The sequence below is a fragment of the Armatimonas sp. genome, assembly GCF_031410135.1.
In the GTDB taxonomy this organism is placed as follows: domain Bacteria; phylum Armatimonadota; class Armatimonadia; order Armatimonadales; family Armatimonadaceae; genus Armatimonas.
The window spans coordinates 1-15664 of the sequence record NZ_JANNYP010000509.1 but is presented as its reverse complement, the minus strand read 5'-3'; the positions used below and the strand labels follow the sequence as shown (position 1 = coordinate 15664).

Annotated in this window: 12 protein-coding genes and 1 pseudogene; 2 read left to right on the top strand and 11 right to left on the bottom strand. The window is 56.3% G+C overall.

Annotated elements, in window-relative coordinates; genetic code table 11:
- Positions 1-10: 10 nt before the first annotated feature.
- From RMO15_RS18925 to RMO15_RS18875, 11 genes and pseudogenes are all read right to left on the bottom strand, one after another.
- The gene (locus RMO15_RS18925) at positions 11-610 is read right to left on the bottom strand and encodes a hypothetical protein (RefSeq protein WP_309715314.1); all 600 of its coding nucleotides are present in this window, start codon (positions 608-610) and stop codon (positions 11-13) included.
- Positions 611-838: 228 nt separating this feature from the next.
- Complete coding sequence (locus RMO15_RS18920; protein WP_309715311.1) at positions 839-1681, bottom strand: protein-glutamate O-methyltransferase CheR; 843 nt, start codon at positions 1679-1681, stop codon at positions 839-841.
- On the bottom strand, positions 1678-2847 hold the full coding sequence (locus RMO15_RS18915; RefSeq protein ID WP_309715308.1) for a chemotaxis response regulator protein-glutamate methylesterase: 1170 nt from the start codon (positions 2845-2847) through the stop codon (positions 1678-1680). The genes RMO15_RS18920 and RMO15_RS18915 overlap by 4 nt, the downstream gene beginning before the upstream one ends.
- Entirely contained in the window at positions 2847-3218 is a 372-nt protein-coding gene (locus RMO15_RS18910) for a response regulator (protein ID WP_309715306.1), read from the bottom strand. Before RMO15_RS18910 ends, RMO15_RS18915 begins: the two co-directional genes overlap by 1 nt.
- Before the next feature lie 31 nt (positions 3219-3249).
- Positions 3250-5049: a methyl-accepting chemotaxis protein gene (locus RMO15_RS18905; protein WP_309715304.1), complete on the bottom strand. Its 1800-nt coding sequence runs from the start codon at positions 5047-5049 to the stop codon at positions 3250-3252.
- A 115-nt stretch (positions 5050-5164) separates the two neighbouring features.
- A complete protein-coding gene (locus tag RMO15_RS18900; RefSeq protein ID WP_309715302.1) occupies positions 5165-7132 on the bottom strand; it encodes a methyl-accepting chemotaxis protein in 1968 nt (655 codons plus the stop codon).
- Positions 7133-7149: 17 nt separating this feature from the next.
- Complete coding sequence (locus tag RMO15_RS18895) at positions 7150-9582, bottom strand: methyl-accepting chemotaxis protein (RefSeq protein ID WP_309715299.1); 2433 nt, start codon at positions 9580-9582, stop codon at positions 7150-7152.
- 72 nt (positions 9583-9654) lie between these two features.
- The gene (locus RMO15_RS18890) at positions 9655-10095 is read right to left on the bottom strand and encodes a chemotaxis protein CheW (RefSeq protein WP_309715296.1); all 441 of its coding nucleotides are present in this window, start codon (positions 10093-10095) and stop codon (positions 9655-9657) included.
- 28 nt (positions 10096-10123) lie between these two features.
- Positions 10124-12727, bottom strand: a pseudogene (locus tag RMO15_RS18885) (chemotaxis protein CheW); the annotation flags it as partial.
- A 305-nt stretch (positions 12728-13032) separates the two neighbouring features.
- Positions 13033-13575, bottom strand: a complete 543-nt coding sequence (locus RMO15_RS18880; RefSeq protein WP_309715294.1) for a chemotaxis protein CheX — start codon at positions 13573-13575, stop codon at positions 13033-13035.
- 37 nt (positions 13576-13612) lie between these two features.
- On the bottom strand, positions 13613-14071 hold the full coding sequence (locus tag RMO15_RS18875) for a response regulator (protein WP_309715291.1): 459 nt from the start codon (positions 14069-14071) through the stop codon (positions 13613-13615).
- Positions 14072-14173: 102 nt separating this feature from the next.
- Here RMO15_RS18875 and RMO15_RS18870 point away from each other — a divergent pair, with 102 nt between their 5' ends.
- A complete protein-coding gene (locus RMO15_RS18870) occupies positions 14174-14722 on the top strand; it encodes an acyl-CoA thioesterase (protein ID WP_309715289.1) in 549 nt (182 codons plus the stop codon).
- An 85-nt stretch (positions 14723-14807) separates the two neighbouring features.
- Positions 14808-15551 (top strand): hypothetical protein, encoded by a 744-nt coding sequence (locus RMO15_RS18865; protein ID WP_309715286.1) that lies wholly within the window; start codon positions 14808-14810, stop codon positions 15549-15551.
- Positions 15552-15664 lie beyond the last annotated feature (113 nt).

The following is a 15664-nucleotide window of genomic DNA, read 5'->3' as shown; positions in this document are numbered from 1 at the left end:
GGGGGGCTTTCTACTGTGCGGCGATAACGAGCTCTCGGACGCGGGCGACGGTGAGCTGACCTTTACAGACGTACTCTTCGGCGGCATCTATGATAACTGGCAGGAGCGGCCCACGGACGAGATGATAGGCAACCGAGTTGTAGTAGTTGCACATCTGGCGCTTGACGGTCACTAGGATCTCTTCGGCGGCACTCTCCGCATACGGCGACTCTAAAAGCTCGTAGATCTCATGGAGGCGTACCATCGCATTGACATCGTCCTGTAGTCCAAGCCCACCCGTATCTCCCATGATCCGGCGGCGCGCCAGGACACTATCCGGGTCGGCGGCGAGACCTTCGGCAGCGGTGGCGGCGTAGCGGACGATAACTTCACGAGAGAGCAGCGAGAGGTACTCATCATAACGCTCCACCTTGAGCCGCTCCCGTGCTTCAACAAGTGCCTCTAAATACTCGTCCATCGCATCGAGCAAGACCGCCTCCACAAAGGCATCATCGAGCCCTAAGTACGTCGAGACCACAGCAATGGCAACCTTGCGATAGACAAGGATGTCCTGCACGTGTAGCCCTCCCAAAACACCTTCGTTCACCTCCGCAAGTTCGACACGAGGCATCCCGCTTCCTTCTATGACCAAGATCACATTTTAGGGTGTCCTAGATCACAGCGACACATGCTAAAATCGCCTACACTACAAACATCAATATCCCGTGACCGGAACCGAGTAGTGTCAAGAGGACCGCGACCCCCTAGCACTGAGACGACCGATTACAGTTGTGACAAAAAACGCTCCGGTAAGGGCAGGCGTGCCTCTTACCGGAGCGTTTCTTTTTTCCAGGAAAGCTTAAGCTGTTTTTCGGATTCGATAGCAAGCAGTCTTCTCTAGCTGAACACGCTCGAAGTTCTCATCAAGGTTCATTGTGGTCTCAGCGCCCCCCAAAAAGAACACGCCATCAGGCTTAAGAGCCTTGCGAACTTTTGCCAAGATAGCTTTTTTCGTCTCCTGATCGAAGTAGATTAGTACATTGCGCATGAACAGAATATCCACGGGAGGAATCAGCGGCCAGGGCTGGATGAGATTGCACTCGCGAAACTCCACCATCTGCCGAATGTCTTCCCGAATCTGCCAGTTAACTCCCGATTTTTCGAAGTATCGCAAGAGCATCGTGATCGGAAGGCCACGGTTGACCTCGATCTGACTATAGACGCCTTCACGAGCATGAGCAAGCACTTCGGTGTTGATATCCGTGGCAATAATGCGAATATTGTTCTTAGGTATCTGAGAGAAGCTCTCCCGTAAAAGCAGGGCGATGCTGTAGGGCTCCTGCCCCGCAGATGCTGCCGCACACCAGATTGTCAGCCGAGGGTCACTCCCTCGTTTGGCGAGAAGCTCAGGGATAACCGTTTTTTTCAGTGCCTCAAACGGATACATATCCCGAAAGAACGAGGTCTCATTGGTGGTCATGGCCTCGATCACCGCCTGGGTGAGCTTACCACTGGGCTGTGCACGAAGCCGTGTCACCAGCTCGGCCAGGGACGCGCACCCGTTCTGGCTTGCCACCGATACCAGCCGGGACTGCACTAGGTACTCTTTCCCCGACTCCAGAACAATGGCGGAGCGCTTGTAGACCAGGTCGCAGATAAAGTCGAAGTCTGCCTTCGCGATGGTGTTCACGCTCAGGCTCATGCAGCGACTCCGAGGTAGGGATTGGGAAGTGGGACACGTCGTGCAGGCCGCCCCGCCATAGTGCGCCGGATAATCTCCCCCGCGATCTCACTCAGTGGGAGCACTTTGCTGGCAAGCCCTGCCTGAGCCACAAAGCCCGGCATCCCCCAGACCACACTGCTAGCCTCATCTTGTGCAATCACCTGACCGCCCATGCTACTCACGGCCTCACAGCCCCGCAGACCGTCTTGGCCCATGCCGGTTAAGATCACCGAGAGGCAGCCTGCGCCGTAGAACTGTGCCACGGAGCGTAGCATCACGTCCACCGCGGGTCGGCAGGAGTTCTCCGGTGGCCCCACAAAAACCCGAGTGTAGAGCTTGCCATCGGTGCGCTCTAGCGCCAAGTGGAAATCTCCGGGAGCCACCCAGGCTTTTCCGGGCTCTAAGAGCATTCCTTGCGTCGCTTCCGCCACGCTAATGGCGCAGCGAGAGTTCAGACGCTCGGCAAGGAGCTTGGTAAACATCGGCGGCATGTGCTGGACGATCACAATGGGCACGGGAAAGTCGGCGGGGAGCTGGGGCAGCACGATATTGAGCGCATCAGGACCTCCCGTAGACGTGCCAATCGCCAGAACCTCCACACGCTCACTTCCTCGCATCGTTGTAGCGCTCGTAGCGCTCGCCAGCATAGGCCGCTTTAGTGTGAGTGGTGCTACGGCGACTGACTCGGAGCTTACAAGGCGCGGGGCGGGGCGAATCGTGGTGTCTCTAAGAGAGTTGTGCCGGGTAAAGAGCTTGATCTTGGGGATCAGGGTCTCCCGGATGGTCTGCATCGCCGCGCCCACACTGCCCACATTGGAGGGCTTGGTCACGTAGTCCGACGCACCAAAGCTCAGAGCGTCTAAAGTCGCAACGGCTCCGCGCTGGGTCAGGGTGCTGAACATGATCACCGGAATCAGGCGGTTGGTCTTGCGGATCTCTTTGAGAGCCTCCAAGCCGTCCATATCCGGCATCTCGACATCCAAAATCACGATATCGGGGGTGAGCTGTGCCAGCTTTGCGAGCGCAATCTTGCCATTGGGCGCGGTTCCCACCACCTCGATATCGGGATCTTCCGCCAGAGTGTCGGTCAGGATGCGGCGCACCACCACGGCGTCGTCTGCGAGCAGAACACGAATCTTAGCCATCAGACAAGCTCCATTCCGATGAGCCGAAGCTTATCCACGATGATCTCCTTGGTAAAAGGTTTCATCACGTACTCATCTGCCCCGGCATTGAGCGCCTCTAAGACTTTCGACATCTCATTTTCGGTAGTCACCATCATGAGGCGAAGCTCATCGTAGTTCCGGTTGGCACGAACGGCTTTCACAAAGTCAAAGCCATTCATGATCGGCATGTTCCAGTCCACTAGAGCAATGTCGAGCGGTGCTTCTTTCTGCAGTACTTCCAGCGCCTCACGACCATCTTCTGCCTCGTGAACCTCGCAATCCATCTCACGAAGCATCTTTCCCAGGATCGCACGGATCGCTTTTGAATCATCTATTACCAGTGCACGCATCGTTTTACCCTCTCTGGCGGCTGTTTTTCACTCAGGCAGCTCTTCGCTGTCCATGGGAGCCCTGCTGGTGCCAGCCCCCATTTCCCTTTGGTAGGGAACCAGAACTGCTGTCCTCTATAGTTGTTCCATATTTAAATTGACTCATGAGGCTCTCGAGTTCCGCCGCCATCCGCGCAAGCTCCGCCGCCGCAGACTGGGTCTGGCTTGCGCCTGTTGCCGTTGCCTGTGCTCCCTGCGCAACGCCGGTCATGTTGGCCGCAATCTCACTGGTGCCACGCGCGGCTTCGTCAATGCTCCGCCCGATCTCGCTGGTCGTGGCGGCTTGCTCCTCTACGGCGCTGGCAATCGTGTTCTGAAAGTCGTTGATCTGCTGAATAATGCTGCTGATCTCACCGATGGCATCCACAGCCGCGACCGTGTCGTGCTGGATAGCCTCGATCTTGCGGCTGATCTCTTCCGTGGCACGAGCCGTCTCTTTGGCAAGCTCTTTGACTTCGTTGGCGACAACCGCAAAGCCCTTGCCCGCCTCACCCGCTCGTGCCGCTTCGATCGTCGCGTTCAGCGCTAACAAATTCGTCTGCTCCGCAATCGAGGTGATTGTTTTCACCACCGCACCGATCTCCTGGCTACTCAGACCAAGGCGGCTCACGGTCGCATTGGTACTGTCCGCAACGCTCACCGCATTGGAGGCAACACGCGCCGCATCCGAGGCACTGCGCGCGATCTCACGAACGGAGGCATTCATCTGCTCAGCACCCGCAGCAACCGTCTGCACACTATTAGAAACCTCTGCCGCAGCGGCAGAGACAACATCGGCCTGCACCGAAGTCTCCTCGGCACTAGCGCCCATCTCCTGGCTCGTCGCAGAGAACTCCTCGGAAGCGCCCGCAAGCGTCTGGGCATTGGCGACAACATTGCTCATCACAGAGCTTAGAGATTGTCTCGCTTCTTTATAGGCACCAATCGTCTCTTGTGTCTGTTGCAGGACACTATTAAACATCGCGGCAAGCTGACCAATTTCGTACGGACAGCTTATCTCCAGCGGTGTGGTCGTAGGAACCACATCCACCGTGAGATCACCATTTGCCAGGCCCTTCATCGCGCTATTCAGCTGTGCAACACAGACAGATTGCAAGCGATTCATACGTTCAACGACTTGATTCAGAGGATTCACAATCCCTAGTCCTACCCGCCAGCTGATCACGCCAACAGTCGTCGCAATTCCCACTCCTAAGATCAGCAGCCACATCACCAAGGAACGTACGACATTGTTTGCTGCAGTATCATCTTCTTTGAAGCGCTCGTTGGTCAGCTTGACGATCTCATCAATCGCCGTTTTCTGCTCCACATAGGTTGTCTTCAGCGTTGTCGCCAGAAGCGTGTCTACCTTTGCGGAATCGCCTTGGGCAAGTGCGGGGAGAAACTCTTTATCCAGTACGTCGAAGTAGCGCTGTGCAGCACCATCTGACTTATTCAGAAGCGCCTCTTTTATCGCGCCCGCAGGGAGTTCTTTTTTCCAGTAATTCAAGCGATCATCGTACTCGGTACGGAGCTGCTTGAGCTTTGCGATCAGCTTCGTCCTCTCGGCAGGATCGGTCGCGTAGCGAACTTGCAGGGTCGTCAGGTGGGTCTCTACCAAGTACTCAGGCGGCGGCAAGATATCCGCGATGAGATCCTTAGACTGCACCATCCGGTTGTAGTACACCCCATTGACTTTCACGGTATTGAGTGCCGAGTAAGCGACGATGCCAAAGACTAAAAAGCCCACCATAAATGCAATGGCAAGCCAGGAGAGCTTACCCTGAACCGACTGAAACGAAAAACTTTTCATACCTATACGCCTTACCCATTTGCCCCGCGAAGGGAATCTAAACCATCCTCGTAGAATTACTGCGTCACTCTTCGTCCCTTACTTCGGAAGAAATGCACCGCAACTTTAATAAAACTCAGGCAGCACGTCGAAGAGGAACCACGGGTTCCGTCGATGTCTGGGTCTCGTCTTGAAGGGTTCCTGCGAGCTCACGTAGCCCTACCACCATCGCACTTAGCTCCCGAGTGGCTTGGTTAGCCTGGTAAATGCTCTGTGCCTGGTTTTCCAGCGCCCCCGAAACTTTTTGCGCACTCCCAGAGATACCGTGCATGGTTGCTTTTAGCTCTTGCGCTCCAGCAGCTGCCTTCTCCCCACTGTGACGAAGTTCCTGGATCACGTCGGCAACTCGCTGCGACTGTCCCGTCATGGTCTGCATCTCTCCCTCACCTGCCGCGATGACATCCCGCATCTCGGAGATGGCCCCCTGGGTCTTGCCCACACTAGACTCCATCTGAATTGCTGCCGTGCTCACCAGTCCCGCTTCAGAGATAAGCTCATCGGTTGCCCCCAGTATCTCTTCCAGCGAGCGTTCCGCCTCAGTCCCGAGTGAGGCACCACGGGCGACTTCTTTACTGCTACTCACCATCGCCTCCATGGTCTCCGCCACTCCTTGGCGCATCCCTGTAATCAGTCGGCTGATCTCCGTGGTGGCTTCGGTAACTTGGATCGCGAGCTTGCGCACTTCATCGGCCACGACAGAGAAGCCCAGCCCATGCTCACGCGCCCGTGCCGCCTCAATCGTGGCATTTAGAGCCAGTAAGTTGGTCTGGCGGGCAATGGTCGAGATAGTGGCGGTTATCCCCCCAATCTCTCCACTCTTGCCCCCAAGCTCTTCCACTTTCCCTGAAAATGCAGTCATCTGCTCTTGAATCCGACGTATACTGTTGATCGTCTCAGAGACCGTCGTGCCCCCGGTTCGTGCAACCGAAGCAGCACGGCTTGCGGAAGAAGCAAAGCGCTCGGCGGAGGCTGTCACTGCCTGGACAGCTTGCGCGGCGGCCTGCATTTCCTGTCCCACTTCTTGAGCCATGGTCTGCTGACGCACACGGCCATCGCTGACCCGCGTGATCGCGGCGAGCATTCCCTCCAGCGCAGACATGGCCTCGCGGGTGCAACCGTCTTGCTGGGATGTACTGGCCGCAACCCGATCACTTAGATCCGCCCCAAGCGCCACCGCCTCGGAGACACCTCCCATTAAGTGGGTCACCGTGTTCATGGCATCCTGGGTACCTGTCACGGCAGAGCCCAAGTGAAGCCCACTGGACGCGACGATATCCGCATCCTGCTTCACCTGCGCGGCAACCTCGCTCAGACGAATAAAAACACCCTGAAGCTCCGTGCGAGCACGCTCTAAGTCCTGAGTCTGACACGTGACATCCTTGACAATCCCACGGCTTACCCACCAGACAAGAGCCCCGGTAACGACAAGCATCACCAGACTTAGTACCACAAGGGCGAGCCCTGCAAGATGCACCATTGCTTGGGCCGCAGTTTCATCCGTCTGGTAGCGCTGGTTTGCCAGGTTAACCACATTATCTACAGCACTGCGGTGCTCACTATAGGCAGACTTGAGCGTCGTACCCGCCAGTACATTAAGGCGTGCAGTATCACCCCGCACAACCGCCGGAAGGTACTCACGATCCAGCACCTCAAAAAAGCGCAGAGCGGCCCCGTGGGATTTCTCCAGAAGTGCAGTGCGCACACTGCTTCCCTCAGGGAGATCCTTCTGCCAGAACGCATGGCGCGTATCATAGTCGGCGCGAAGCTTTTTCAGGCTCTCGAGTAGCCCCTGCCGCTCCGCAGAGCTTGAGGCATCCTTGAGCTGGAGAGCTACCAGATAGCTCTCAATGAGATACTCTGGTGGCGGCAGAACATCAGCAATCAGGTCTTTTGACTGCACTATCTGGTTGTAGTAAGGGCCACCAATGCGAACATTGTGAATAGACCACCAGGAAACTCCTCCGAAGAGAATAAAGCTTCCCAAAAATGCTCCAACAATCAATAGTAACTTGTTGCGAACAGCGGTAACAGAAATAAGCTTCATTATTTTTTCTTAAATGCTTAGTGTGTAGCTAATTCGCGATGGTTCTTGGGAGAGTTCTCTGCAGTACGGAAGTAATTGCACACTACCGTGCTCGTGGTCTCTTCCTCATCATTGTAGAAATTGTGCGTCAGCTCCGTCAGATCACTGGCCATCTGGGCAAGCTGGCTGGCCGCGACCTGGGTCTGGCTGGCACCCGTGGCGGTTGCCTGCGCTCCTTGCGCAACCCCACTCATATTGGAGGCAATCTCACTGGTTCCCCGTGCCGCTTCCTCAATCGTACGACTGATCTCGCACATTGTGGCGGACTGCTCCTCAACGGCGCTGGCAATCGTGTTCTGAAAGCCGTGAATCTGGCGGATAATATCCTCGATCTCACTAATGGCTGCAACTGCTGCCACGGTGTCTTGCTGGATCGCTTCGATCTTGCGACTGATGTCTTCGGTGGCTCCTGCGGTCTCTTTCGCAAGCTCTTTAACCTCGTTGGCCACGACGGCAAAGCCCTTGCCCGCCCCTCCGGCTCTAGCAGCCTCGATGGCTGCATTCAGCGCCAGAAGGTTGGTTTGCTCGGCGATAGACGTGATGGTCTTGAGCACGGCGCCAATCTCCTGGCTACTGGCCCCTAGCTTTGCCACCGTCTGGCTCACTTGATCCGCGACCGTCACGGCTTGACTTGCCACCATGGCCGCGTCTGCGGCATTGCGTGCCACTTCTCGAACTGCCACGCCGGTCTCCTCGGCACCTGCCGCAACCGTCGCGACATTCTGGTGAACTTCCTCAGAAGCTCTGGCAACGACGGCGGACTGGATCGCGGTCTGCTCGGACGATGTGCCCATGTTCTGGCTAATGCACGTTAGCTCGTCGGAGGCCATCAGCAGTGCATCGGCGCTCTGGCTGACGGCAGCCAGGGTCGCTGTGAGACTGGCCTCCGTACGCTTGCGCTGCGTCATATTGGTCGCGGAGAGAAACACACTCTGGAGCTGGCCATTGGCATTCAATACCGGGTTATAGGTTGTCTGAAGCCAGCGCTCTTTCTCCCCTTTGGCGATGTACTTGTGCTCCGCCGTAACATAGCGCCCCGCCGTGAGATCGTCCCAGAACTGGCGGTACTCCTCAATCGAGTGGTGCTTCGTGCAGACGAGTGTACGGTGGTGTCTGCCCACCAGTTCTACTGCCGAGTAGCCAATCATTGCCAAGAAGCTCTCATTGACTTTTGTAATAATCCCCTCGGGGGTAAACTCCAGTACAAGCTGTGTCTGATTGATCTGCTCTAGCTTACGGCCATTGTTTAGCTCCTCAACTTTGCGAGCCGTAATATCCGTCGCAAACTCGACAATTTTATAGGGCTTACTCTGTGGGTCGAGAATCGGGGTGTAGATGGCCTGTATCCACCCTGCTCTCCCATTCTTATCTACCCGCTTGAACTCTCCCATAAGGGACTTTCCTTGGGCAAGATCCTGCCAGAACTGGCGGTAGGCGCTACTACTCTGCTCTTCAAGGAGTACAAAGAGGCGATGGTGCCGCCCCACGATCTCGGCGAGGCTGTAGTCTACCAGAGCCAGAAAGCTTGCATTGGCGGTCTGAACATTGCCCTCAAGGTCAAACTCCACGACACACTGGCTCTTATGGATGGCCTGCAGCTGACCGCGCGTGTCCGCATCTTTTTTCTCTTGCTCCGCGTATTCTGCTTGACGGCGATCCATGACGCGGTTAAACCAGTGCGCGACCTCGCCCATCTCTCCCTGGTGCGCCTCGTCCATCTGTTCCGAGACACTTCCCCCCTCCGACATGGTCTTGAAGTACTTGATCAGCACCTGCAGGGGTTGAAGAACGCTCTTCGCCAGGAGAAATAAGGCTCCAAAGGCAGCAAGCAAGGCCATTCCCGTGAGTACATTCAGCTTGGTACTAAGGCTAGATAAGGCAACTATGCCATTCTCTTTGGTAGCTTTGCCATCCGCTTCTAGCGCCTCACTAACCTTCTCCATTTGGACTTCCAGCTCGTCAAAGAGCTTCTTGAAGGCAGGCAACTGGTTGCTCGCTGCCTGCTGATTATCCAGCGAAAGATCCCCGATCGCTCCCGCAGTCAGAACATACTTCTCCAGAGGAGCTAGCACACCATTCAGACGCTCACGAGCCGTCGCACTCAGAGGCAGTTTTTCATTCTCCTCAATCGCAGCTCGCAGTATGTCCGCATGCTCCGAGAGATCCTTGCGCGCGGCTTTGCGGGCATCCATCTCTTTGGAGAGTAGCAGCGAAAGTACATCAGCACGTAAGGCATCGTGCATCATGTCGGCTTGCATATGGTTGCGGATCCCCGCTGTCACTACCTGCCCACTTATCAGCTCATCACGCACGGCCCCCATTAGCCGTGTGGCATAAAGAGTGATCCCGACAGCGACTATCACGCCCGCCATACAGATCGCTTGTGTTTTCTTTTTTATGGTCCAGTTCATTACAGTATCCTCATTTCTGTCCCAGCCGTTTTTGCTAGTGTTTTAAGCCCCCACATGGTTCCTCAAAACGCCTTAGGCAGCCACTGCATGGCTGCCCGTTACTTGGGCACTATTGAGCACTAACAGTAGGCGATTGGGGAGCTTATAGACACCGTCAATGCACTCGCGGACGCGTCCCTGAAGTGTCTCGGGGGGGCGCTCGCACTCACCATAGGGCATCTCCAGGACATCCCCTATCTCGTCCACCAGCAGGCTCACCAGCCCATCTTCGTTACGAAGAATAATGTTCATCGCGGGCTTATCCTCAGGCCGCTCGCCGAGGAGCAGCAGCTTTCGTAGATCTATCGCGGTGACGATCTGCCCCCGGAGATTGATCAGCCCCGCGATAGTCTCCGAAGCCAGCGGCACTTTCGTCATCGGCTGAGGACGAAGAACCTCTTGCACCTGAATCAGTGTCACCCCGAAGAGATATCCTCCCAGAGAGAAGGTGCAGAACCTGTGCGGCGTTTCCATAGTTTTCCTCTTGCAGTGCCTCTAGGAGCACTGGTACATCTAAAATCTGCGTGACCCGTCCCTGAATCACCATTGTTCCCAGCACGGGGCCATCGGGAGCTTGCCCTTCAAGATTGACGACTTCCTCAACAATATCTACGATACTGTCCACCACCATCCCCACACTTGTGGCTTCTTCCCCAATCACAACCACTTGTAATGGCATCTGACGAAGCTCGGAGGAGAGGCCCTCAGTAACAGTGACATAGTTCATCAGGTGCAAAAGCGGCATGATCCGCCCTCGGTACTGCACCACGGTATGCCGCCCTACTTCCTCTACCAAGTTGCGGGGGAACTCCTCCAAGCGAGCTACGGCAGAGAGTGGGATCGCCATGCGCCCATTTCGCCCGATCTGGAAGAGTAACAGTGTCTGGACACGCTCACTAAGAGATGTCTCGGGAACCTCCACAATACCCCGGCTTCGGTGGGCATCGGCAACCAGGTTGGCACACCCAGCTAGTGCCACCACATCCAGAATCAGCGCCACGCGGCCATCTCCCATGATCGTGGCACCGGCAAAGAGCTGTGCACTCTTCAGGTGCTTGCTTAGCGGCTTGACCACGATCTCCTCGGAGTCGGTGATGCTGTCTACGACCAGCCCAAACTGCTGGTCATTGGCCTGCAAAACCACGATATTGAGCACCCGGTCTTCGTCGGGCTCTGTGCGCTGCTTGAGTTCCTGATCCAGAAACAGCAAGGGTAGAAGCTTTCCACGGAGCCGGTAGACCGGTATGCCCTGAATGCGCTCAATTCCCGCATGCGCGGAGGGGAGCCGAACTAATTCCAGCAGGCTCACCTGTGGAATCGCGTAGCGCTCCTCACCCGAGCAAACCATCAGCGCGGGGACAATGGCCAGAGTAAGTGGGATCTTGACCTTGATCGTTGTGCCCTTCTTCTTCTGGCTCTGGATATCAATCGTGCCTCCAATTTTCTCGATATTGGTCTTGACCACATCCATTCCCACACCGCGCCCGGAGACATTGGTCACCGCTGCTGCCGTGGAGAAGCCGGGGAGGAAGATGAGTTGGAGTGCCTCCCAGTCACTCATACGAGCGGCTTGATCCGAGGTGATAAAGCCACGCTCCAGTGCCTTGGCTTTGATTCGTCCCGTGTCAATTCCACCGCCATCGTCCCGGATCTCGATATTGACCTGGCCCCCTTCGTGGTAGGCCCGCAGGAGGAGCAGCCCCTCGGCAGGCTTACCTGAGGCGACACGCACCTCAGGCCGCTCGATACCGTGGTCTACCGAGTTGCGGATTAAGTGGGTCAGGGGGTCTTTAATGGCCTCAATCAGAGTCTTGTCTAAGTCCGTCTCACGGCCTTCCATCTCAAGGCGGACTTGCTTTCCACACGAAAGGGCCAGATCACGGACCACGCGGGGAAACTTATTCCAGACATTGCCAATCGGCTGCATCCGGGTCTTCATGACCCCTTCTTGTAGCTCTGAGGTAATTAAGTTGAGACGTTGTGCTGTCGTGATAATCGCAGGATCGGACTGCCCCCCCTGGGCTTGGAGAAGCTGAACGATCTGATTTCGGGTCAGTACCAGCTCTCCAACAAGGTTCATCAAGCTATCTAGTAAGGCCACATCCACACGAATGCTAGCATCGCCGACGGCCCCCTGTGCGCTGCTCGGGGCTCCGCCAATCGCATGAATCGCTCGCTCGACAATGTCATTGGTGACAAGCCCCATGGAGGTAAGAATTTCTCCCAAGCGCCGCTGGTCGCCTGCCTCTTGCTCACGAAGCGCCCGTGTGAGATCACCAACCTGAATGTAGCCCTGGTTGATCAGCACATCCCCCAGGCGGCCATGAATAGGTGTATGATCCTCTGAGGACACCACTGAGATTGTAGCATCTGTCTCATGCTCTTCGTAGTGAGGTACAGAGACCGTCGGTGTGAGTGTGGGCGGGATACTTTCCGCAACGGGAGCAGGTGTAGATGTAGGTTTAGGTGCGGCGATATGCTCGCCGTCGGGCTGCTCTTGAAGCTGATGCAGGGTCTCGGTGAGGGCGGTGTAGTCGGCAGTGCCTTCGTTACCTGTGGTCTCAATCGTCCCCAAAATCTGGCGGATCGCATCCACCATCGCGAGCAAGGCATCGGTGCAAGGCGGTGTTAGACTTAGCTCCCCCGTGCGGAGCATGCTCAGGAGATTCTCACCCGCGTGGCTCAGTGACTCTAGGCGAGAGAAGCCCAGAAAGCCACAAGTTCCCTTGATCGTATGGATCGTGCGGAAAATACTGGAGATCGTCTCCCGGTCGTTGGGGTCTTTCTCCAGAGCGAGTAGGTCTAAGTCCAAGCGATCCAGGTTTTCGTAGCTCTCCACCAGAAATTCCTGAACAATCCCCTCCTCGTCTATCAGGGAGGATGTGGGAGCGGCAGACTTGACATCTTCCTGCGGTTCCTCAGTGTTCACCAGACGGAGGCTCACGCTCTCGGCTTCGCGAGGTGCGCTTTCTTCCGGGGCACTCTCTTTCGCGTCGGCAGCGACACTCAGGGTTAGCTTCGTCTCACCAGGCCAGCTGGCCTCGGGTACTTCACTGGCCCAAGGTAAGTCTCCGGGAGTGCGTCCCAGCGCCACCCAGACGGTCATCCCGGCGATATTGAGCGGCTCGGTACTGGCGTACTTCCCCGAGCGGAAGTAGCGCTCCAGAGCCCCGATCGCGCGGCGTGCCGCTTGAATGGCAGCTGGGGGATCGCCCACGCTCTCCGTGTAGACTTCTTGTAAGGTCTCCAGACAAAGCATCAGAAGCTCGGCGGGGCGCGGCAGCTCTTCGGGAAGGCTTGTGAGAATCTCTTCTAGGCCCGCCCCAATCGCCGCAAGCTCGTCGTTGTCACCAATCGAAAAGCTTGCCAAGCGCATCTCCAGGCTACGGAGTGTCTTAGGGATTGTTTCGTCTATCGTCCACATGCGGGGCAAACCTCCAGGTTGTGGTGCGGTGATGCTGCTTGGCCGGTAACAATCTCAACCCAGAACTGACTCTGAGAGAGATCGTAGACGGCGCAGCTAGAGAGAGTGTTATGGGCCACGACGCGCTCGATATCATGGCCACGAAAGACCGTCGGCAGCGACATCGCGACCTCAAATCCCACTGTTTCCATCCGCGCGACGATATCCCCGGCGACGATATTGACCACTTCCCCAATCGCATCGCCCATGTCCGCGCTATCGTAGTCAATCTCGAAGCCTGCCATTGCCATAGAAAGCTCTGCGGCGGACTCGCGTGAGCAGCAGATCATGGCCGAGAAGTTTCGATCCCCCACAAACGAGATCGTCCCACAAATACTGTCACAGAGCCTGTCAATCTCGTCAACAGGCTTTGGAGTAAGCTCTGCCCCTGCAAACATCGCAATCGTTTGTGCAAAAGCCTCGTGTACCGCCTCGACCAAGGAGGGATCAATAATACTCGACATCGAAGCCGCGCTATGGAAATTCGTCATGGGATTTTAACCTTGCTGCTGGGCACTTTTAGTGCTTTTAGGCGGACTTGCTCCCCATTAGCTTACTAAAGAAGCCGCCCGTCTTTGCGCCGACTTGAGGAGCCCGCTTTGCGCTAATGCGCTCAAGCAGTGGCTGAACTTGTCGCACAAGATCATCTTGCGTAAAAGGCTTGGTCACATACGCATCAGCCCCCGCTCGATCTAGGGCATCCTGAACCTTACCAACAGCTTTCTCACTAGTCACCATAATGACCGGGATATGGTAGCTCTTCTCTTTGGCGCGCAGCTTTGCCACAAACTCAATACCGGTCATCTTGGGCATGTTCCAGTCCACAAAAGCGATATCAATGCTCTGGAAGGAAACGCTCTCTAGGGCATCCACTCCATCTTCCGCTTCGGAAAATTGGAACTCCGCCATTCCAGACTTAGTCAGCGCTTGCATCACCACGCTACGCATCACCCGAGAGTCATCTACCACCAAGGCATTAAGCTTCATAAAACCATCCTGATAAAAATATCTGTCTCTCCTTAGTTCGGCTTCTCGGCAAGCTCTCACAAGAGCATTCCTAAAATTGCTTTTCCCCCGTATAATAACGGGGTGAGTTTAGAGTCTAAAAATGCAGATGAGACCGAGGTTCGTAGCGCGATCTTTATGAACGCGACCGATGCGAACCACTTTGGCAATGTCCATGGAGGCCAGGTCATGAAGCTCGTGGATGAGATCGCCTATGTCTGTGCGGCACGCTACTGTGGCGGCGTTGCCGTCACTGCCGCGGTGGATCGCATTGACTTTCATGAGCCCATCCATGTCGGTGAGCTCCTACACATCACGGCTCGGGTGGTCTACGTGGGCCGCACTTCGATGGAGATCGAGATCACGCTCCATGCCGAAGAGGTCACCACAGGAAGCCAGCGCCACACCAACACGTGCCACTTTACATTTGTCGCGCTGGAGAACGTACAAAATGGCCGCCCTCGTGCCGTCCCTAAGCTTATCTGCCGCACCCGTGATGATAAAGCGCGCTATATTCAGGCCAAGATGCGCCGAGAGCGCGGCCTAGAGTACCGAAAAGAGCGCGATACCTTTCTCTCCCAGTTCGCCACTCTCACGGACACCGAGCTCGATCAGCTTTTGAGTGAGACATAGTCCTAGCCCAACTAGGGCCTCTCTCTGCGGGAAAACGGGACTTTCTGCTCTGCCAGCGAGACAGCCTAGCCCATAAACTGGGAGCATGAAAAGTATCGGTTCCCTGATCGGGGTCGGGGTGACACTTGGCCTGCTGACTCTGGCTACCCGGCTCCTAGGGCTCGATGGCCTCGTGCGCGAGAGCATTGTCGAGGGGCGCTTACTAGACTGGGTGATGGGCAGTCTGAGCCTTCTGTGGCTCCTCGTGCTGCTCAAAGCTCCCTGGGATCTCTTCTTTCAGGCCCATATTGCCGCCTTTGAGCAGCAGCGGGCACGGGAGCGTGGGATCGTGCTGGAAGCGGGACGGGAGCAGTACATCACGGTTCTACGCCGTCGCCTGCTGGCAGTTGCGATTGGCTCGCATCTTGTTTCCGCACTGATTATCGCGAGTGTCGCCTTCTTTACGCACCGAGCTGTGGGCTACTGGTTCGCGGGCTTCTATCTTATCGCCACGCTCTTTCGTCCGGCAGTCGCGGGCTACAGCTATCTCCGAGAGCGTCTTACCCGTCTGACGGAAGAGACCACCTACCCGCGCCACGATGTCGAGGAGCTTCGTAACCGGGTAGCCACACTGGAGAGCGAGCTGGCACACAGCTGGGAGACGCATGAGCAGGAGGCGCAGACACAAGAGATTCGAGCGCAGCACCAGGCCCAGGAGCTGGCGGCACTACAATACCGCGTTGCACAGATCGGCCAGGAGCTTGAGAGCGCCGCATCGCGCTTTACAGACCAAAAATCCGTGATTGAGGGGCTTCAGGCAATCGCACGGCTGATCAAGGCGGTGCCATAGGCGGGTAGGTTGCGATTTTTTGAGCCAGCCGCACCCCAAGCTCAGGGGAAAACTCGGCGAGGGCATCATAGATCTGCTGCGCCTCGACTTTATAGGCACTGATTTTCTCGGAG

Bases quoted from the DNA above. Each gene is read 5' to 3' on its own strand.
- RMO15_RS18925 (WP_309715314.1), bottom strand. From the start codon at position 610: ATGCCTCGTGTCGAACTTGCGGAGGTGAACGAAGGTGTTTTGGGAGGG.
- RMO15_RS18920 (WP_309715311.1), bottom strand. From the start codon at position 1,681: ATGAGCCTGAGCGTGAACACCATCGCGAAGGCAGACTTCGACTTTATC.
- RMO15_RS18915 (WP_309715308.1), bottom strand. From the start codon at position 2,847: ATGGCTAAGATTCGTGTTCTGCTCGCAGACGACGCCGTGGTGGTGCGC.
- RMO15_RS18910 (WP_309715306.1), bottom strand. From the start codon at position 3,218: ATGCGTGCACTGGTAATAGATGATTCAAAAGCGATCCGTGCGATCCTG.
- RMO15_RS18905 (WP_309715304.1), bottom strand. From the start codon at position 5,049: ATGAAAAGTTTTTCGTTTCAGTCGGTTCAGGGTAAGCTCTCCTGGCTT.
- RMO15_RS18900 (WP_309715302.1), bottom strand. From the start codon at position 7,132: ATGAAGCTTATTTCTGTTACCGCTGTTCGCAACAAGTTACTATTGATT.
- RMO15_RS18895 (WP_309715299.1), bottom strand. From the start codon at position 9,582: ATGAACTGGACCATAAAAAAGAAAACACAAGCGATCTGTATGGCGGGC.
- RMO15_RS18890 (WP_309715296.1), bottom strand. From the start codon at position 10,095: ATGGAAACGCCGCACAGGTTCTGCACCTTCTCTCTGGGAGGATATCTC.
- RMO15_RS18880 (WP_309715294.1), bottom strand. From the start codon at position 13,575: ATGACGAATTTCCATAGCGCGGCTTCGATGTCGAGTATTATTGATCCC.
- RMO15_RS18875 (WP_309715291.1), bottom strand. From the start codon at position 14,071: ATGAAGCTTAATGCCTTGGTGGTAGATGACTCTCGGGTGATGCGTAGC.
- RMO15_RS18865 (WP_309715286.1), top strand. From the start codon at position 14,808: ATGAAAAGTATCGGTTCCCTGATCGGGGTCGGGGTGACACTTGGCCTG.